Consider the following 17,935-nt stretch of genomic DNA (forward strand, 5'->3'; position numbering starts at 1 on the left):
CCTTTTCGACTTATCAGTGCGGCGTCCGCTGGGGCGCCGCACCACCCTCGTGTCGTCCTGACCCGGAGGTTTAAGTTGCTCATCGAGATTCGAATGGTGCTCCATGCGCGCGCCAGTCGACGAAAGATTGATGCGAGATCGTACGGCGATCGATGAACCGGGCATGGCGGAACATGAACCAAGTCAGTCGCATCTTGGGCATCTAATCCACGAGTTCTGGCGCGGCCTGCCGTTTACCATCCTTCTCTTTGCCTTTTGGATTGTTCTATCGGGAAAGCTCGACAGGAGCCATTTGTTTGCCGGCGCTATCTGCGCCATTGCGATTTCGTTGTGGACCGGCCGACTTCTCAGCCTTCCGCCCCAGGTCGGTTCATCGGCATCTCACCCGTTGGCTGGTGTGTTCTGGTCACGTTTTCCGATGTATTTGCTGTGGCTAGCCTGGCAGGTCATCAGGGCGAATCTACACGTGGCTAGGATCGTGCTGCATCCGCGAATGCCAATTGAGCCGAGTCTAGTGAGGCTGGATAAACCAGCGCCGCATACATTTGCCCGTCTGGTGCTCGCGAATTCCATCACTTTAACGCCCGGGACTGTAACCCTTGATGTTGATGATGCCGGTTATCTGGTACACGCCTTGACCTCACGTAGCGCATCTGGCCTGAGAAGTGGTGACACGGTGCAGCGATGCCAGGCGCTCTTCTTACGCTCAGATCTCGAGTTGGACCGAGAGGTGACCCAATGAGCCCGTTGCTACTCGGCACAGCGTTCGTGCTTGCCGCGGCGATGGTGTTTTCACTCTACCGCGTGCTTGCCGGACCAACCGTTTTCGACCGCCTAACGGGCTTAGGTCTCATCTCGACCAAGACCATTGTGTTTCTACTGGTGCTCGGATTTCTGACGGACCGCGTCGAAGTCTTCGTCGATATCACGCTCTCGTACACGTTGATCAGCTTCGTGGGCACACTTGCCTTAGCTAAGTACTTCGAGGCCAAAAAGGCGGATCAGCCATGATCCCTGTTGCTGACCTCGTGTTACTCGTAGGGCTTTTCTTTATTGCGGCTGGTGTGGTGGGCGTGCTCAGGCTGCCAGACTTCTACACGCGGTTACACGCCTTGGGCAAATCCGACACGCTGGGCGTGGCCCTAACCGTTGGCGCTTTGGCGCTACGCAGCGGTGCCACACTTACCAGTTTGAAGATCTTGCTAATTGTTGCCTTCGTAACGCTCGCCAATCCGACCGCTACCCACGCGCTTGGCCGGGCGGCATATCGGGCCGGCATTGCTCCGTGGCGACGGAAGGATGCTTTGTGACGCCAATGCTTGATCCATTGGCAGTTGTTTTTCTGATACTCATGATCATCTGTGCAATTTCGGTGCTCTCGGCGCGCGATTTACTGGCCGCTGTGACCGTTTTCGGCACGTTCAGTTTTTTTTCGGCTACTTACTTTGCGATTCTCGGCGCAGTTGATGTTGCATTCACCGAGGCGGCAGTCGGTGCCGCCATCACGGCAGTTTTCTTTGTCACGGCGATTTTCCGGACTGACCGAGGTGCTGATTAGTGGGCCGACTGTCGCTTGTCCCGCTCGTCGTGCTGGGCGCCCTCCTTATGACGGCGGCAGGCAGCTTACCGGCGGTCGGCGACCCCGAGTCTCCAGCGGCCACGCACGTGTCGCCACGATACATTAGTCACGGGCATCAAGAAACGGGCGCCGCCAATCTCGTCACAGGTGTGTTAGCCGACTATCGATCCTACGACACACTAGGTGAGACGGCGGTGATCTGTGCGGCGGGTCTTGCCTGCTGGCTCATCCTCGGCGCGCGATGGCGAGAAGATGGTGAGGCGCAATGAATTTAGCGTTCGGTAGCCCAGCACTCGACGCGGCGAGCCGTCTGATGACACCGTTCATGCTGATGTTTGGTGCCTATGTGGTCGTACACGGTCACGACAGTCCAGGCGGAGGATTTCAAGGCGGTGTGATTATTGCAGCCTGCGTCATCCTGATTAGACTCGTCCGCGGACGAGCCGGGGGCTGGACACTCGCGCCCGAGCGTGCGCTGGTGTTTGCATGCGCGGGGCTGGGCATTTTTGTAGCGGTTGGGTTACTCGGCCCGCTTTTCGGTGGCAACTTTCTTGATTATTCTGTGCTTCCACTGTGGCTTGAGACCCCAGAAGTTCGAGCCGTTGGCAGTATGGCGATTGAGGTTGGTGTTGCGGTGACGGTAACTGGTGTTCTGACGCTCATTTTCGATGCGCTGGCCGAAGTGCGCAGTGACGGATGAAATGGAAGGAATCTGGAACAGCGGAACGGCGGAATACTTTCTGACCATTGTGCTGCTACTGGTTGGACTCTACGGAATCGTCGCCCGTCAGCATTTCCTACGTAAGCTCATGGCGATGAACATCCTTCAGGTGGCGGTCATCGTGTTCTTCATCGCGTTGTCCGCTAAATCCGGCGCAACAGTGCCCGTGGTTATCGAGGACGGGCACGAAATCAACGTCGCTTCATACGTCAATCCACTTCCCCACGCCCTGATGCTGACGGCGATTGTTGTGTCGGTTAGCACGACAGGGGTTGCTCTTGCCTTACTCATTCGTATCCGGCGGCGCTACGGTACGCTCAGTGAAACGGCGCTTCTCGCCAAGTTACGAGAATGAGTGCGCATTTACCGGCTCTCGTCGTTGTGGCTCCTCTTCTCGCTGCGGTCGTGGTGCCGCTGCTTGGCCGCCGTTCACCGGGTGCAGCACACCTGGTCACTCTGGCCGCTCTAGGCTTTACGCTGGCGGCTTCAACCTTTTTGCTTTCGGTGGTCGTAGCCAACGGCGTATGGCGGTATGCATTTGCCGGGTGGGCGCCGCCGTGGGGGATCGAATACGTTCTTGATCCACTAAGCGCTGGGATGATGGTGCTTGTCAGCTTTCTTGCGCTGGCCACATCGATTTACGCGTGGTCCTACCTCTTTGCAAGCGACCCACAGCGAATCGGAATTTTCGATTCGCTCTATCTTTTGTTAGTGACCGGACTACTTGGAATCGTGGCGACCGGGGATCTTTTTAATCTTTACGTATTCTTGGAAATCTCTGCCATTGCAGCCTACGCGTTGCTTTCCACTGGCGGTGATCGCGCGACAGTGGCGACGTTTCGCTACCTACTGATCGGAACGGTGGCCGCGTCGTGCTATTTATTAGGCGTTGGCTTTCTCTACGCACTGACGGGCACGTTGAACATGGCTGACCTTACGGCCCGTTTGGCAGACGTCGATGACTCAACGGCCAAGGCTGCAGGCATTGGTTTGATTGTTATTGGCTTGGCTATCAAGGCCGCACTCTTTCCGTTCCATGGCTGGCAACCTGATGTCTACACCTACGCTCCACCACCCGTCACCGGCTTTGTAGCCGCGGTTATGACAAAGGTGAGCGCCTACGCTATTTTTCGGGTGCTTTACTTTACCCTCGGCGGTGAGCCGACGGCGGGCAGCGCCCTGGTGTTTCTCGGCTGGGCAGGAGTAATAGCGATCCTGGCGGGTGCTTGGTTGGCGCTATCGCAAACCGATATCCGCCGGATGTTGGCTTACTCCAGTGTTAGCCAGATGGGCTACATTTTTTTTGGGTTTTCACTCGGCTCCCCGATTGCGCTTGTCGGAGCACTCTTCCACGTGCTGAATCATGCTGTGGTGAAGGGATGCCTCTTCCTCGTGGTGGGTGGTGTGAGGTGGCGTACCGGGGCATCAAACGTTGCCGAGTTTGTCGGTATGGGCCGGCGATTACCGCTGAGCATGTTGGCCTTTGCGGTGGCCGCTGTGTCGTTGGTCGGCTTACCGCCCACCGCTGGTTTCTTTAGTAAATGGTACCTATTACTCGGTGCATTTGAGGCAGAGGCATGGATTGGAGTGGGAGCGGTTGTGGTGAGCACGGGGCTGAGCGCTGTCTACTTCTTTCGGATTTTTGAACGAGCGTTCGTTGTAACTGACGACAAGCTGTCGTCAGTCCGGTCAAACGACCTGCCCGTTGGAATGCTAGGCCCTGCGTTGGTGCTGGCCGCGGTGGTGCTACTGCTGGGCCTGTTCCAACAGCCACTCATCACACACGTGCTACAGCGCGCCCTGCCGATCGCCGTGTCCTAAATGGATTTAGCCCTTCGTCCACTCGCCGCCGTGCTCGTCTCGCTGCTTGCCGCGGTGCTGTTGCCGTTAGTGGGCAGGCGACCAACCGTCCGAGAGACCATTACCATCACGGCCGCCATCTTAAAACTTGCTCTCGTTTCGTCGATGTTACCGGCTGTGCTTGCCGGGCAAGGGGTCGAAGGCGTGTCCTTCGCACTTGGGATGGGGTTATCACTACAATTTCGAGTTGATGCCCTGGGGCTGCTCTTCGCTTTGACGGCATCAAGCCTTTGGTTGCTGACCTCGATTTATTCGATTGGTTATCTCCGAGCGACTACTTCGACACACCAAACATCGTATTATTCTGCCTTTGCGGTTTGTTTATCGGCGACGGTCGGCATCGCGTTTTCGGGCAACCTTCTGACCTTCTTCGTGTGCTACGAAGTGCTGACGCTAGCGACCTACCCGCTTGTTGTACACGGCCGCACGCCAGAGGCGCAGGCTGCTGGCCGTCGGTATCTTGTGTACACACTAGCCGCTGGCCAGGCACTACTCGTCGCGACCGTGTGGGCGGAGACTCTTGTACCGGGAAGCGAGTTTAGGCCAGGTGGTTTCCTCAATAGCCAAACATCAAGTCTGACCGTCTGGATGCTCTTCGTGCTTTTTGTTGTCGGTTGCGGCGTCAAAGCCGCAATCATGCCACTACACGGATGGCTGCCCGCAGCCATGGTTGCCCCAACGCCAGTGAGTGCCTTGTTACACGCTGTAGCTGTTGTGAAAGCGGGTGTTTTCGGCATCGTTCGAATGGTGGGCTACGTGTTTGGCCTCGACACCCTTCGTGCGACCGGTGCCGATACTGTGTTGATCATCTTCGCCGTAGCAACCATCTTGATCGCGTCCATAAGAGCGCTGGGCGAAGACCGTCTGAAACGCCGACTAGCCTACTCAACCATCGGACAACTCTCCTATATTGTGCTCGGTGCCGCGGTGGGGTCGGTGGCAGCGTTGACTGGCGCGATGTTTCACATTGCTGGTCATGGGTTCATGAAAATCACCATGTTCTTCTGTGCAGGAACGGTGCACACGCAGGCTCATCGCGACGGTGTCAAAGGCTTAGACGGACTGGGTCGGCAAATGCCTGTGACAATGACTGCTTTTGCTATCGGCGCGTGTGGATTGGCCGGCGTACCCCTACTGGCTGGTTTTATCGCGAAGTGGAATCTTGGCGTAGGTGCGGTCGAGGTCGACCACTTACTACTGGTCGGCGTGCTCGTAGTAAGTGGACTGCTAAATGTTGCCTACTTCTTTCCTATTCTTTTCGATGCGTTCTTCAGAGCACCGACTAGCGACGTGCGCGAGGCCGGGTGGGCGATGGTCTTACCGCTTGGCGTGACGGCAGTAGTGGCGCTACTTCTCGGAGTCATACCGGATTTCGGCCTCCACTTTTTTACCTTAGCCCGCCTCGCCGCCGAGAGTGTGGTCACTGGTGCTGGAGTGCTGCAATGACGACACGTCAAGTGTTTGGCGCGATGACGGTGTGCACGGTTGGTCTTATCGCCATCGAAATCGCCATCGTGCAAGAAGTGCACGGCGGGTGGTGGCACCGTGTTGCAGGGTTCGACTTATTGGCTGGCTTCACCGGTTGCCTAGCGTTAATTTGGGGAGCCAAGGCGTTGGGTCGATTGGGGCTGCAACGGTCTGAGCACGAACATCCTGAGACTGAGCCCTAATGATGACGCTCCCACATCCAGCGCTTGTGTTGATTGTCGCCGCCTCGTTCGCGGCGCTCACTCGCGGTCGAGCGCGCCAGGTGGGCTTAGTGCTGGCGACCCTCGCCGCACTGATCGCTGCGTTTGCATTGCCCGACGGTGACCGTGGTGTTGTCGAGCTCACTGGCCAAGGCCTCGTCCTGCTGAGAGTTGATCCAGTCAGCCGTTTCTTTGGCTTGATTTTCACGGCGATTGCGTTCATCGGCACTATTTACGGCCTCCACATTGATCGCGGCGGTGAGCACTTCACAAAGCTAATCTATGCTGCGGGCGCGCTTACCGTTATCTATGCGGGCGATTGGCTCACCGTGTTTGCAGGCTGGGAGTTAATGGCCGTTACGTCACTAGCACTCATTTGGTTCGGTGGAACGACGCGCGCGCGAATGGCCGGGCTCCGGTACATTTATGTGCACTTGACCGGCGGCTCGTTGCTTTTTTCAGGGATTGCACTGCTGTGGGCAAGCGGCGGTGAACTCACACTCACACGGCTGTCCCCTGGTACTGGCCTAGCCTCCGGCTTGATTCTCGCTGGCGTGCTTGTGAATGCCGCCGTGCCGCCCGTGCACGCTTGGTTGACCGATGCTTATCCCGAAGCCTCGGTCACAGGAACAGTCTTTCTGAGTGCATTCACGACGAAAACAGCCGTCTATCTGCTGATTCGCGTGTTTCCCGGAACCGAGGCTCTCATGTGGGCTGGCGCGATCATGGCGGTCTACGGTGCTCTGTTTGCCGTGCTTGAAAACGACATTCGGCGGTTGCTCTCGTACCACATCATCAGTCAGGTCGGCTACATGGTGGCTGGCGTTGGCATGGGTACTGCACTCGCTGTTAACGGTGCGGCCGCCCACGCGTTCTCACACATTCTGTATAAGGCGCTCTTGCTCATGGGGGCAGGTGCCGTCTTACAAGCGACCGGACGGAACAAACTAACCGAGTTGGGTGGCCTTGCACGTTCAATGCCTGGCGTTACGATGCTTTACCTGATTGGCGCCTGCTCGATATCTGGCGTGCCGTTGTTTAGTGGCTTTGTCAGTAAATCGCTGATTGTGTCGGCCGCGTCAGAGCATGGCCACGTAATGGTCGAATGGCTGCTGATCGTGGCCAGTGTCGGCACGTTCCTCCATACCGGACTGAAACTCCCCTATTTCACGTTTTTTGGACCGGACCGTGGCCTCAAGCCGACCCGTCTTCCACGGAACATGGTGGTCGCGATGGGATTGGCGGCGGCAGCCTGCATTGGGATCGGCGTGATACCCGACTGGTTGTACGCGCGGCTTCCAGTGCCGGAGGTCTCCTATGCACCGTACACTTTTGACCATGTGTTATCGACATTACAGCTCCTGATCGGTACCGGAGTGGCGTTCTGGCTAGCACGGCAGTCACTGGGCGGTACACCAACAGTGACCCTCGATACCGACCGGCTGTGGCGGCGCCCGGTCTGGATGTTAGTCACCTGTCTGGTCAACGGTGTTGCGATGGCCGGACAGCGCTGGCGGTTTGGCACACTTGCTGTCGCCGAACGAGTTGCGGTGACCCTACAAAGCCCATTCCACGTGGCCCGGCCAGGGATGTTACCCTACGACGCGGATCGACATCGCTTGCCGATCGGTGCGAATGTCGTCTGGATTGCGGTCGGGTTCGTAGCGCTCATGTTAGCCATTTGGCAGCTGACTGGCGTGTGACCCAACCACCAATCAGGCGAGAGTCAGCTTGGCGTACTTGGCTAAGAGTTTTTTCTGCCCAACCGTCCTGAATCTCACTGTCAGCTTAGCGTCGTCGCGTGAAGGTTCGACCGCGACGACGATGCCAACCCCAAATTGCGGATGCCGGACTTGGGTGCCGGGTCCGACAGCGCTAAGAGATTGGTCTTCATCTTCGTATGCGTAAGTTGAGTCGACCGTCTCTTCACCAGACTGGAACTGTCTCGAGCGTCCACCACGAGAGAAGCCTTCCGAAGGCCGGTTGGTGCTGCGCAACTTGTCCCGGGATGATGTGCGTAGCGATGATGCAAGGTGGTCGACGAGTTCGGCTGGCACCTCGTCAATGAATCGTGACGGGTCACTCGGTTGGTATTCACCAAACACGCGTCGCCGAGCCGAACCGGTAAGGACGAGCCGCTCCTGTGCCCGGGTTATCCCCACGTAACAAAGCCGTCGTTCTTCTTCCAACTCCTCTTCGTCGTCGCATGAGCGGGAATGTGGAAATAGCCCTTCTTCAAGACCGGCAATGATGACAGTCGGAAATTCAAGCCCTTTGGAGGCGTGGAGCGTCATTAAAGACACACACGCACTTTTGTCACCCTCAACCTCGTCAGTTTCCGACAATAACGACAATCTGTCGACGAAGCCTGCGAGTGACGGCTCGACGTCCGCAGTTTCGTATTCGCGTGCAGCTGAGACGAGTTCGTGAAGATTTTCGATTCTCGCTTGCGCTTCTTCGCTTCGTTCGTCCTGTAGGTCTTGAAGGTAGCCGGAGTGATCGAGAACGCCCTCGATGGTTGCCGAGGCCGTTTGGGTCCTCGCGACGGTGCTGATGTGTTCAACGAGCTTTCGAAACACAGACAAACTGCTCAGGGCACGGGTCGGGACGAGCTGTTTGTCCACTACCTGGATGATGCGTGTCCACAGCGACGGTGGTGGCGTTACCTTTTCTGGGACATCTAGCAGCGGGGTTTCTTCACCACTGGTGGGGTTCATCTGGTCCAGTGTATTCATGACGCCTTTGCCGATTCCCCGCGTAGGAACATTGATCACTCGGCGCAGGCTGACATCATCGTGCGGATTGATCGCTAGCTTGAGATAGGCCAGCGTGTCCTTAATCTCCTTCCGCTCGTAGAAGCGAACACCACCGACCATTTGATAGGCCACCCCGAGGCGGAGTAGCGCATCCTCGACCGCCCGCGACTGCGCATTAGTGCGGTAGAGAATGGCTATTTCGGCGCCGGCCTCAGTTGAGGCACCTGCTGTGGAAGCGATGAAAGCAGCCTCCTCCAGCTCGTCGCTCCCCCGGAAGTAATTGATTCGCGCCCCGCCCTCTTGCTCGGTCCATAGTCGTTTTTCCTTCCTGTTACGGTTCTGGCGGATGACGGCTGACGCCGCGTCGAGAATGATTTGCGTTGAACGATAGTTTCGTTCGAGGCGGACGATTGTTGTTTCGGGAAAGTCTTCCTCAAAATCAAGGATGTTACGGAGATCGGCGCCCCGCCATTTGTAGATCGACTGGTCGGGGTCGCCCACGACACACAGGTTACGATGCTTCTCGGCCAGCTGACGGACCAGCAGGTATTGCGGGCGGTTGGTGTCCTGATATTCGTCTACCAGAATGTATCGGAACTGCTCGGCGTATTTTGTTCTCACCCGACCGGACCTCTCGAACAGCTCAACTGTTTTGAGGAGCAAGTCATCAAAGTCAAGCGCGCTTGCGTCGGCCAGTGCGCGCACGTATCGCCTATAGATCTGAGCCACGCGTTCCTCGAACGGCCCCCACCCGCCCTCGGCCACCTCGTCAGGGCCCTGCATCCGATTCTTGGCCGAGCTGATTCGCCCGAGCGCAGCTCTTGGCGCTACCAACTTGTCATCGAAGCCCAAGTCTCGGATTATCTTCTTGACCAAGGTGAGTTGATCACTTGAGTCATAGATAACGAAGTCGCGTGACAAACCAAGCTCCGGAGCCTCGCGGCGTAACAAGCGGGCGCACAGCGAATGAAAGGTCGAAATCCAGAGCCTCTTGTGGGCGACACCAAGGAGACCCTCGACACGCTCGCGCATCTCTTGGGCGGCCTTGTTTGTAAAGGTGACTGCCAGGACGTGCTCTGGCTTGGCGTGACCATCGCCGATCACATACGCGAGGCGTGACGCGATGACGCGAGTCTTTCCCGACCCTGCTCCTGCCAAGATTAACAACGGGCCGTTCAGTTTTAGTACGGCGTCACGCTGTTCAGGATTCAGCTGCGAGAGAAAGTCCGTCATTCGACGGTGACGCTCTTGGCGAGGTTGCGAGGTTGGTCGACGTCACAGCCTCGGCGGACAGCGATGTGGTAGGCAAGGAGTTGCAACGGCACGACCATCAGCACGGGCGTCAGTAATGGGTGTGTGCTGGGGACCGTTAGGATGTGGTCGTTCGACCGGTCGAGCATTTGACCAAGCACGTTCGGTTCACCATCGGTCAAGGCGATAATCGCGCCGCCGCGAGCCTTGGCCTCGGCGATATTGCTCGTCATTTTCTCGAAAACGTGATCATGCGGCGCCAGAGCGACAACTGGAACGTTCTCTTCGATGAGCGCAATCGGCCCATGCTTCATCTCACCAGCTGGGTAGCCTTCTGCGTGAATATACGAGATTTCTTTCAGCTTGAGTGCGCCCTCTAATGCGATCGGGTAATTAATGCCGCGGCCGATGTAGAGAAAGTCCGACTGCTCATAGAACCGGCCCGCAAGTTGCTCAATAATCGGATTCAGCTTGAGCGTTTCCTCAACGAGTCGGGGCAGTTGCGCGAGAGCCTGAAGATGCGGTCGTGCAGCTTCTGACGTCAGGGTCCCCCGCAGGCGCGCTAAGTGTAACGCCAGTAAATGTAGTGCGATCAGCTGGGAGGTGAAGGCCTTGGTTGATGCCACCCCGATCTCTGGACCGGCGTGGGTGTAAACCGTGCCTTCGGCCTCGCGTGTCACCATGCTGCCGACGACGTTACAAATCGCGATGGTATGTGCACCCCGGTCTCTGGCCTCGCGGAGCGCGGCCAGCGTGTCGGCCGTTTCACCGGATTGAGTGATGACAACGGTCAAGCTCCGACTGTCGATGATCGGGTCGCGATACCTGGATTCCGAGCCATAGTCGACATCGACAGGGAGGCGTGCGAGTTGCTCGAAGAGAAACTTCCCGACGAGGCCTGCGTGCCAGGAGGTGCCGCAGGCCACGATCGCGACACGGTCGATGGTTCGGAGGATATCCTCCGAAATGCCGAGCTCGCCAGGAAAAACATCGCCAGTTTCTAGGGAGGTCCGTCCGAGCAAGGTTTCTTGGATCCCGTCGGGCTGTTCGAAGATCTCCTTCTGCATGAAGTGCTTGTAGCCAGCTTTTTCGGCCATCACGGCGTCCCAGGCGACGTGCTGTGGTTTGAGTGCGCGCGGGTTCCCCTCAAAATCTGTAAACGTTGCTCCATCACGTCGCACGACTGCCATCTCGTGATCGCCTAAAAAGATGACATCCCGAGTATGGCTAAGCACGCCAGGAATGTCCGACGCCACTAGGTATTCCCCGTCGCCCACGCCGATGACAATCGGAGGCCCACTACGGGCAGCAACGATGGTGCCGGGGTCGTCAACCGAGATGAGCACCAGAGCGAACAGACCACGGAGAGCCGAGAGGGATCGTTGCACCGCAGCTGCAAGACCGTCATCGCGCATTTCGCTCTCCACTAGGTGCGCGATCGTCTCAGTGTCAGTCTCACTAACGAACGTGTGCCCATCCCGCTCGAGTTTCTGCTTCAGTTCGAGGTAATTTTCGATGATGCCGTTATGGACAACTACCAGCCGGCTCTTACAATCGACATGCGGATGGGCGTTCTCTTCGGTCGGTCGCCCGTGCGTCGCCCATCGGGTATGTCCCAAGCCGTAGTCCCCGTTGGCGGACTCCAGATTGAGGGTCTCTTCAAAGTGTGCCAATTTCCCGGCTGAGCGCTGGCGTTCAAGCTTCCCTTCACGGACCAATGCAATTCCCGCGGAATCGTAACCGCGGTACTCCAGCCGCCGCAGCCCGTCGAGAATCACAGGCAGAGCAGGTTTTGAGCCAACGTAGCCGATAATGCCGCACATGGCAGATCTCTGGGCACTACGGCGTCAAGAGCGACGCTTCCGTTTCACCCAGCCCTCCTTGATAGTCTGGCGACCACGCGCGACCGCAAGCGACCCAGGCGGTACGTCATCCGTGATTGACGACCCTGATGCAACGTAGGCGCCCTTCCCCACCGTCACCGGTGCGATGAGCTGGGTGTCGCTGCCAATAAATGCACCATCCTCGATCACGGTTTGGTGTTTGGCGGTGCCGTCGTAGTTGCAAATGATTGTACCGGCACCGATATTGACGTTCTCTCCTACGGTGGCATCGCCGAGGTAGGCGAGATGATTGGCTTTTGAGCCGGGGCCTACGACAGCATGCTTCACTTCAACAAAATTACCAATCTTGACCTTACGCCGAATATCAGCATCCGGTCGCAGGTGGGCAAACGGGCCGACGCGCGCGCCGGTTGCCACGCGGGCACCAGTGATCACACAGTGATTGTTGATCGTCACGTCGTTCTCAATCGTTGAGTCCACAATCCGTACGCCACTGTGAATCTCGCACGCGGTGCCGATAGCCGTCCGACCCTCGAGTGTAACTCCCGGGTGTAGCACAGTGTCGGCGCCCACGGTTACATCGGCGTCGACGTAAGTCGTCGCCGGGTCCTCGATCGTCACACCGGCTGCCATTAATTCTTCGTTCTTTTTTTGTCTCACGACGGCCCCCACTTCTGCCAGTTCAGTCCGGCTGTTGATGCCGCGAACCTCCCCTGCCTTCTCGATGGAAACGGTTTCAACGACTAGCTTCCGCCGCCGATAAATTGAAATGAGATCGGTCAGGTAATACTCATCCTGCGCGTTCTCCGAGGCGATCTGCCGAAGCGCGTCAAACAACGGTTTCAGTTTGAGTGCATAAATGCCGCTGTTGATCTCACGGATGTTTCGCTGCGCCGGTGTTGCGTCACGTTCTTCAACGATGCGCGTGATCTGCCCACGTGACCGAACGATTCGACCATAGCCGAACGGCCGTGGCACGGTTGCGGTGAGCACTGTGGCAGCTGCGTCGGTGTCCCTATGGAATGCCACTAGATCTTGCAGTGTGGCGCTGCGGACCATGGGCACGTCGCCAGCCAAAAGGACAAGGGTGCCATCTGAGCCGCTGAGCGCCGATTCGGACTGCATGAGTGCGTGACCTGTCCCGAGTTGCGGTTCTTGGATAACAAACCGCACGCCGGGCCACCCACGCACTGCTGTTTGAACCTGTTCGGCTCCACAACCCACAACTACCGTAGTCGACGCAACATTAAGTGTGGAAATGGCACGAAGCGCGTACTCGATCATCGGTCGTCCGGCCACGCGGTGCAAAACCTTTGGGAACGCCGATTTCATGCGCGTGCCCATACCCGCCGCCAAGATCAAGACGTGCGTGTCAACCATAGTTGCTAGAAATTGTAGTGTACCGGATCGTCGAACTGGCGTCCCGCCGGCACTCAAGGAGCTACCGCGCCGGCCGGTGGCCCCGCCGGCGTTTTTGCACGGGTGGTTTGAGTAATTTCTGAACCCGTTGATCTTCCCGCAGAGATTTGAAATCTGGCTCTTGACGCGCGACTGTTCGATTTTCTGGTTCGAGCTCCACCGCCCGCTCTAGATGGGAGATTGCTAGGTCTGGGCATTCAGCTTGGGCATAGACGATGGCAAGCATGTAGTGGGCTTGTTCAGCTTCAGCATCTTGGCTGATAGCCTGCTGTAAGTGACGCAGTGACTCATCTTGAGCTGCATTATTAAGGGCTATCGTCGCCGCGTAGACCAACTCCTCTGTTGTTGTTGGTCCCGGCGTGAGTGGCATCGTTTGGCGTTCACACACCCGTAGATGTACCCGGGACCGGTCGTGCAACTCACGCTCATCGTGAAACTCCTCAATTACTGACTTGAAAGCAATGGCTGCTGACGCAAAATCACGAATTTGGAGGGCGCCCAGGCCATGTTCATAAGTGCTGACGGCCTCTCGGTGCCTGGCTAACTTGGCTTCTCTGGCTGCCTCCTCCTGAGGACTGGGTTTCGGAGCCGGCGGGCTGACTTCCCGGCCGGTCTGCGCTTTTCTCTTTCCTCGCACTGTCCGCTTTGCTTTGGTCGCTCGGCGTTGCTTAGCCATCTAATCTCCTGATTTGGGCGCGGTAGGTTAACAGAAGCTATATCTGGGGTCAACATGGCCCCAGACATGCGACTGGTTCCTAACGTTGCTAGTCATTGAGTGAGCCGGTCAATATTTCTTTGCTTCTTCGATTGCCTTGTAAACTGCCTTAGAGGACATTCCATGTCTACGAGACAACCTCAGAACAGCCTCTCTTCTCATAAGGTCCTTTTTATCTGTTAAATGACAGAACTCCTTATAAATAAGCATCTTATCGACTGACTGATTTTTTCTTTTGTCTGGAGTAGAAGGGCTAATAACGAGGGTAAATTCACCTTTGATAGAAGTTAACTTGTTTATTACAAATGAGATAGGTCCTTTAACCAACTCCTCGTGTTTCTTTGTGAGTTCTCTACCGAGACTAATTTCTCTGTCGCCGAATATATCTCTCATATGACCTAATAACTTGAGAATTCTGTGAGGAGATTCAAAAATTACGATCGGCCGAGGCTCGTCTGCGAGTCTCTCGAGCCAAGCCGTTCTCTCTTTGGCCTTGGGAGGTGGAAATCCTGCAAAAAGAAACTGGTCCGTTGTCATTCCTGATGAGACCAATGCGGTGAGAATAGCGCTGGCGCCAGGAACAGCCTCCACACGAATACCTCGTGTGTGAGCAGCCGCGATGAGTCGTGTTCCGGGGTCAGACAGTGTTGGAGTGCCCGCATCCGAGACCAGTGCAACCAGTTGGCCCTGTTCGAGCTTAGAGAGCAGGGAAGCCTGTTTTTGTTGTTCGTTGTGCGCGTGAAAGCTCGTGGTCGGAGTCGAGATCGAGTAATGTCTAAGTAGAGTTGCAGTGCGGCGGGTGTCCTCGGCCGCGATGAGGTGGACCTCTTGGAGGACGCGGATCGCCCGTAACGTGAAATCTTCAAGGTTGCCGATGGGCGTGGCGACCACGTAGAGGGTGCCGGGCATGCGAAATACCGTGCGTCAACCGGCGCCGGCAAGCGTATTCTACCATTCCCGCGAGGCGTCGTTCGAGAGATCGCTCGCCTAGGCGATAGACGACATCCTGAATGTACTCAGGCGAACCGCTGTCACCGTTTGTTGAGAACTACCTGAATTACCTATACGAGACTCAGCCCACCGCCGCAGCCTTCGACGGTGTTCATCAATACGATGACCTTCTAGAGGATCCAAGCCGCACCGTACTTGAGGGACAGGGCCGTGAGTTGGGGGGACTGGTAAGACAGCTGGCTGCTGTTGGCAAGTCGGGGATGACGAAGACCGAACAGGTCGAGCGCGAAATGCTCACTGCCAACATCCGTGCAAGGATATTTGAACTTGAGAATATACGTTCATGGGAACGTAACCCACAGCGGCACTCCGAGATTCTCGCCACGAGCTTGGCGGGGCAGGTCTTGTTTCCCTACGCTCCGGTAGGGGAGCGCGCACGCCGCATTCTCTCGAAACTAAAACAAACGCCCCGGCTAATCGAAACGGCGAGGAAGACGATTCAAGATCCGCCGGGTATCTTCATTAGAGAAGGCATTACGTCGCTTAACGGGGTAGTCGAGTTCATTGAGCACGACCTACCACGAGCCCTGACCAGTCTGGACGACATGCATCTGTTAAGTGATCTCGCCGATGCGTCCACAGAAGCAGTTACAGCAATCCACGGCTACACCGAGTATCTACGCAACGAGGTGGCACCGAAGGCTCGAGGTTCGTTCCGGCTCGGCCGGGAAAACTTTGATGGAAAGCTTGAACTTGAAGAAGGCGTAACACTAGGTGCTGACCGCCTCCTCGCGATTGCACAGCGGGAACTCCGCGAGACCCAAGAAGAATTTCGCAGCGTCGCTGGGCGGCTTGGCGGGGATGTGGCATCGGCACTTGAACGTCTAAAACAGGATCATCCGTCTGCCGCCACGTTGGTGTCGACGGCCCAAGGTCAGGTGACGGAACTCGCCGCATTCGTAGAACGAAAGGGTCTCGTTTCCGTGACCGATGGCGAGGTGCCCGTGGTAGCTCCCACGCCACCCTTTTACCGGTGGACGTTTGCCAGCCTCTGGGCGCCGGGCCCCTTTGAGGCTAGACCGCTGCCGACCTACTACTACCTGACTGATGTCGACCCCGCTTGGACACCCGACCGCCAGGAGCAACATCTTCGCGATTTTCATATCGGAGCACTCTGGGCGATCTCGATGCACGAAACCTACCCCGGGCACTTTCTTCAGCACCAGCATGTGTGCCGGATCGAGTCGAAACTTCGCAAATCGGGACTTCTTGCGTCGATTGGGTTTATCGAGGGCTGGGCGCACTATGGCGAGCAGGTCATGATCGAGGCTGGGTTTGGTGGGAAGGATAATCACGTCAAGCTTGGTCAGCTCGCCGAGGCGCTAATTCGTCTCGCACGACTTGTTGTCGGTATCCGGTTGCATGTCGAAGATATGTCAGTCGAGCAGGGCGTACGATTCTTTCGTGACGAAGCGTTCATGGAAGAGGGGAGCGCACGCCGGGAAGCCGAGCGGGGCACCTTCGACCCTGGCTATGTTGTCTATTCGCTCGGCAAACTGATGATTCTTAAACTCAGGGCAGACTACGAAGCCAAACACCCGAGCAAGTTCTCTCTCAAGACCTTCCACGACCGTCTCCTTGGCAACGGGAACTTGCCGATTTGGGCGCATCGTCGCCTCATGCTCGGTGGTAATGCCGGGAGCGCGTTGGCGTGAATGACCCTCTTCCCCGTTGACAGGTGGAGAGGGCGAGCGTACGATGGTCGCTTCTAACGTCCTGAAAACATGCCCCTTTACGAGTACGAATGTAACACCTGCGGTGACCGTTTTGAGCGGATTCAGCGATTTTCTGATCCACTCGAGAAAAAATGTCCGGCCTGTGGCGGACCGGTGCGGAAACTGTTGTCGTCGCCCGCCATTCAGTTCAAGGGCACCGGCTGGTATGTGACCGACTACGCCAAGAAGTCGGGTGCTGCTTCCCGGTCGGATGACGGCGCGAAACCCAGTTCGCCGAGCGACTCCAAAACCAAGAAAGACAAGCAGAAAACTAGTTCCTCTTCTGACACCCCCGCTTCATCATCGAGTTCGTCGTCGACGTCTCAATCAGCATCGAAGAGCTCGTCTGGCTCCCCCTCCAAAAAGTAGGCCGCGGGGTTCCCTGCCGGCAGAGGTTCCGATCAGTGAAGACGGAAAGGGGTTAAATCCGTCAGTTGCCGGCAGGCCTGTTGACGCCGACCTTGCAGAGATATTCGCGAAAGGTGTCCGACAAGTCAGGGTGCTTGAGCGCGAAGTAGGCGGTTGCCCGGAGAAAGCCAAGTTTGCTACCGGTGTCGTGGCGAACGCCGTCGATTTCGCATGCGTAGATCGGCCGGCCGGTCAGCAGTTGTCGGAGTGCGTCGGTCAACTGGATTTCACCTTGCGCGTCTGGCGGTGTCGTGTCGAGAATGGGGAAAATGTCTGGAGTGAGGATGTAGCGGCCAACAATGGCAAGGTCGGAAGGCGAATCTTCCCTTGTGGGTTTCTCAACCATGTCATGAATCCGATAAACACCGGCGTGGTTCGAAACCGGTTCGGCATCGACGATCCCGTAGTCACTAATCCGATCAGCAGACACTCGTTCAACCCCGACAACAGGGCCGTCAAGCTTTTCGTAGACATCGATCAGTTGACGCAACGCTGGTGGGGTGGCATCGATCACATCGTCGCTTAAAATAACGGCGAATGCTTCGTCGCCGATTAGCTCGTGCGCCAAGATCACGGCATGCCCCAGACCCAACGGCTCACCCTGCTGGACTGTGGAGATGCTGGCGGGGCAGGGGACATTCCGGACCTCCGCGAGCAGGTCCCCCTTGCCACGTGATTCGAGTAGCGCCTCCAGTTCGGCGTTAATCTTGAAATGGTCTTCGACAAGCTTGGTTCCCTGGCCGGTCACCAGGACGACATGGTCAATGCCAGCGGCGGCGGCCTCTTCAACGCTGTACTGAATAATTGGCTTATCAACCAATGTCAGCATCTCTTTTGGCTGTGCCTTGGTCGCCGGCAGGAACCGGGTTCCGAGACCGGCGGCTGGAAAGACTGCTTTGCGGATGGTTGGCAACACGCGTAACCTCTCGGCGGGCATCCTACCTCAGGTGCCACCGTGGGGATAAACG

The 17,935-nt window shown here is 57.0% G+C and carries 18 protein-coding genes; 12 read left to right on the top strand and 6 right to left on the bottom strand.

Annotated elements, in window-relative coordinates; translation table 11 throughout:
• The first annotated feature begins 130 nt into the window (after positions 1-130).
• From QGH09_01555 to QGH09_01605, 11 genes are read left to right on the top strand one after another with little or no spacing between them, the layout of a single operon-like run.
• Entirely contained in the window at positions 131-742 is a 612-nt protein-coding gene (locus QGH09_01555; GenBank protein ID HJO16872.1) for a Na+/H+ antiporter subunit E, read from the top strand.
• Positions 739-1,011, top strand: a complete 273-nt coding sequence (locus QGH09_01560) for a monovalent cation/H+ antiporter complex subunit F (GenBank protein ID HJO16873.1) — start codon at positions 739-741, stop codon at positions 1,009-1,011. Before QGH09_01555 ends, QGH09_01560 begins: the two co-directional genes overlap by 4 nt.
• Positions 1,008-1,310: a monovalent cation/H(+) antiporter subunit G gene (gene mnhG, locus QGH09_01565; protein ID HJO16874.1), complete on the top strand. Its 303-nt coding sequence runs from the start codon at positions 1,008-1,010 to the stop codon at positions 1,308-1,310. Before QGH09_01560 ends, mnhG begins: the two co-directional genes overlap by 4 nt.
• 5 nt (positions 1,311-1,315) lie before the next feature.
• Entirely contained in the window at positions 1,316-1,558 is a 243-nt protein-coding gene (locus QGH09_01570; protein HJO16875.1) for a hydrogenase subunit MbhD domain-containing protein, read from the top strand.
• Complete coding sequence (gene mbhE / locus QGH09_01575) at positions 1,558-1,848, top strand: hydrogen gas-evolving membrane-bound hydrogenase subunit E (protein ID HJO16876.1); 291 nt, start codon at positions 1,558-1,560, stop codon at positions 1,846-1,848. Before QGH09_01570 ends, mbhE begins: the two co-directional genes overlap by 1 nt.
• Positions 1,845-2,279 (top strand): MnhB domain-containing protein, encoded by a 435-nt coding sequence (locus tag QGH09_01580; protein ID HJO16877.1) that lies wholly within the window; start codon positions 1,845-1,847, stop codon positions 2,277-2,279. The genes mbhE and QGH09_01580 overlap by 4 nt, the downstream gene beginning before the upstream one ends.
• Positions 2,269-2,655 carry a cation:proton antiporter subunit C gene (locus tag QGH09_01585; protein ID HJO16878.1) on the top strand — a complete coding sequence of 129 codons (387 nt, stop codon included), beginning with the start codon at positions 2,269-2,271 and terminating at the stop codon, positions 2,653-2,655. The genes QGH09_01580 and QGH09_01585 overlap by 11 nt, the downstream gene beginning before the upstream one ends.
• The gene (locus QGH09_01590) at positions 2,652-4,121 is read left to right on the top strand and encodes a monovalent cation/H+ antiporter subunit D family protein (protein ID HJO16879.1); all 1,470 of its coding nucleotides are present in this window, start codon (positions 2,652-2,654) and stop codon (positions 4,119-4,121) included. Before QGH09_01585 ends, QGH09_01590 begins: the two co-directional genes overlap by 4 nt.
• On the top strand, positions 4,122-5,606 hold the full coding sequence (locus QGH09_01595; GenBank protein HJO16880.1) for a proton-conducting transporter membrane subunit: 1,485 nt from the start codon (positions 4,122-4,124) through the stop codon (positions 5,604-5,606).
• Complete coding sequence (locus tag QGH09_01600; protein ID HJO16881.1) at positions 5,603-5,830, top strand: hypothetical protein; 228 nt, start codon at positions 5,603-5,605, stop codon at positions 5,828-5,830. Before QGH09_01595 ends, QGH09_01600 begins: the two co-directional genes overlap by 4 nt.
• Positions 5,830-7,551 (top strand): Na(+)/H(+) antiporter subunit D, encoded by a 1,722-nt coding sequence (locus QGH09_01605; protein HJO16882.1) that lies wholly within the window; start codon positions 5,830-5,832, stop codon positions 7,549-7,551. Before QGH09_01600 ends, QGH09_01605 begins: the two co-directional genes overlap by 1 nt.
• Before the next feature lie 12 nt (positions 7,552-7,563).
• On the opposite strand, the gene QGH09_01610 is transcribed toward QGH09_01605, so the two are convergent.
• The 5 genes from QGH09_01610 to rsmI all read right to left on the bottom strand — a co-directional run bounded on the left by QGH09_01610 (position 7,564) and on the right by rsmI (position 14,742).
• A complete protein-coding gene (locus tag QGH09_01610; protein HJO16883.1) occupies positions 7,564-9,837 on the bottom strand; it encodes a UvrD-helicase domain-containing protein in 2,274 nt (757 codons plus the stop codon).
• Positions 9,834-11,678, bottom strand: coding sequence for a glutamine--fructose-6-phosphate transaminase (isomerizing) (glmS, locus tag QGH09_01615; protein HJO16884.1), 1,845 nt, complete (start codon positions 11,676-11,678; stop codon positions 9,834-9,836). Before glmS ends, QGH09_01610 begins: the two co-directional genes overlap by 4 nt.
• A gap of 24 nt (positions 11,679-11,702) precedes the next feature.
• Positions 11,703-13,079, bottom strand: a complete 1,377-nt coding sequence (gene glmU, locus QGH09_01620) for a bifunctional UDP-N-acetylglucosamine diphosphorylase/glucosamine-1-phosphate N-acetyltransferase GlmU (protein ID HJO16885.1) — start codon at positions 13,077-13,079, stop codon at positions 11,703-11,705.
• A 61-nt stretch (positions 13,080-13,140) separates the two neighbouring features.
• The gene (locus QGH09_01625) at positions 13,141-13,794 is read right to left on the bottom strand and encodes a hypothetical protein (GenBank protein ID HJO16886.1); all 654 of its coding nucleotides are present in this window, start codon (positions 13,792-13,794) and stop codon (positions 13,141-13,143) included.
• A 108-nt stretch (positions 13,795-13,902) separates the two neighbouring features.
• Positions 13,903-14,742, bottom strand: a complete 840-nt coding sequence (gene rsmI, locus QGH09_01630; protein ID HJO16887.1) for a 16S rRNA (cytidine(1402)-2'-O)-methyltransferase — start codon at positions 14,740-14,742, stop codon at positions 13,903-13,905.
• Positions 14,743-14,843: 101 nt separating this feature from the next.
• Between rsmI and QGH09_01635 the strand changes: the two genes are divergently transcribed.
• The gene (locus QGH09_01635; GenBank protein ID HJO16888.1) at positions 14,844-16,499 is read left to right on the top strand and encodes a DUF885 domain-containing protein; all 1,656 of its coding nucleotides are present in this window, start codon (positions 14,844-14,846) and stop codon (positions 16,497-16,499) included.
• A gap of 490 nt (positions 16,500-16,989) precedes the next feature.
• On the opposite strand, the gene galU is transcribed toward QGH09_01635, so the two are convergent.
• Positions 16,990-17,904: a UTP--glucose-1-phosphate uridylyltransferase GalU gene (gene galU, locus QGH09_01640; GenBank protein ID HJO16889.1), complete on the bottom strand. Its 915-nt coding sequence runs from the start codon at positions 17,902-17,904 to the stop codon at positions 16,990-16,992.
• Between the last annotated feature and the right edge of the window lie 31 nt (positions 17,905-17,935).

The sequence above is a fragment of the Vicinamibacterales bacterium genome (assembly GCA_036012125.1).
Classification (GTDB): domain Bacteria; phylum Acidobacteriota; class Vicinamibacteria; order Vicinamibacterales; family UBA823; genus UBA11600.

Coding starts and splice junctions, on each gene's coding strand:
- QGH09_01590 (HJO16879.1), top strand. CDS start 2,652: ATGAGTGCGCATTTACCGGCTCTCGTCGTTGTGGCTCCTCTTCTCGCT.
- QGH09_01555 (HJO16872.1), top strand. CDS start 131: ATGCGAGATCGTACGGCGATCGATGAACCGGGCATGGCGGAACATGAA.
- glmU (HJO16885.1), bottom strand. CDS start 13,079: ATGGTTGACACGCACGTCTTGATCTTGGCGGCGGGTATGGGCACGCGC.
- rsmI (HJO16887.1), bottom strand. CDS start 14,742: ATGCCCGGCACCCTCTACGTGGTCGCCACGCCCATCGGCAACCTTGAA.
- QGH09_01605 (HJO16882.1), top strand. CDS start 5,830: ATGATGACGCTCCCACATCCAGCGCTTGTGTTGATTGTCGCCGCCTCG.
- QGH09_01570 (HJO16875.1), top strand. CDS start 1,316: ATGCTTGATCCATTGGCAGTTGTTTTTCTGATACTCATGATCATCTGT.
- galU (HJO16889.1), bottom strand. CDS start 17,904: ATGCCCGCCGAGAGGTTACGCGTGTTGCCAACCATCCGCAAAGCAGTC.
- QGH09_01600 (HJO16881.1), top strand. CDS start 5,603: ATGACGACACGTCAAGTGTTTGGCGCGATGACGGTGTGCACGGTTGGT.
- QGH09_01560 (HJO16873.1), top strand. CDS start 739: ATGAGCCCGTTGCTACTCGGCACAGCGTTCGTGCTTGCCGCGGCGATG.
- QGH09_01610 (HJO16883.1), bottom strand. CDS start 9,837: ATGACGGACTTTCTCTCGCAGCTGAATCCTGAACAGCGTGACGCCGTA.
- QGH09_01580 (HJO16877.1), top strand. CDS start 1,845: ATGAATTTAGCGTTCGGTAGCCCAGCACTCGACGCGGCGAGCCGTCTG.
- QGH09_01625 (HJO16886.1), bottom strand. CDS start 13,794: ATGGCTAAGCAACGCCGAGCGACCAAAGCAAAGCGGACAGTGCGAGGA.
- mnhG (HJO16874.1), top strand. CDS start 1,008: ATGATCCCTGTTGCTGACCTCGTGTTACTCGTAGGGCTTTTCTTTATT.
- QGH09_01635 (HJO16888.1), top strand. CDS start 14,844: ATGTACTCAGGCGAACCGCTGTCACCGTTTGTTGAGAACTACCTGAAT.
- glmS (HJO16884.1), bottom strand. CDS start 11,678: ATGTGCGGCATTATCGGCTACGTTGGCTCAAAACCTGCTCTGCCTGTG.
- QGH09_01595 (HJO16880.1), top strand. CDS start 4,122: ATGGATTTAGCCCTTCGTCCACTCGCCGCCGTGCTCGTCTCGCTGCTT.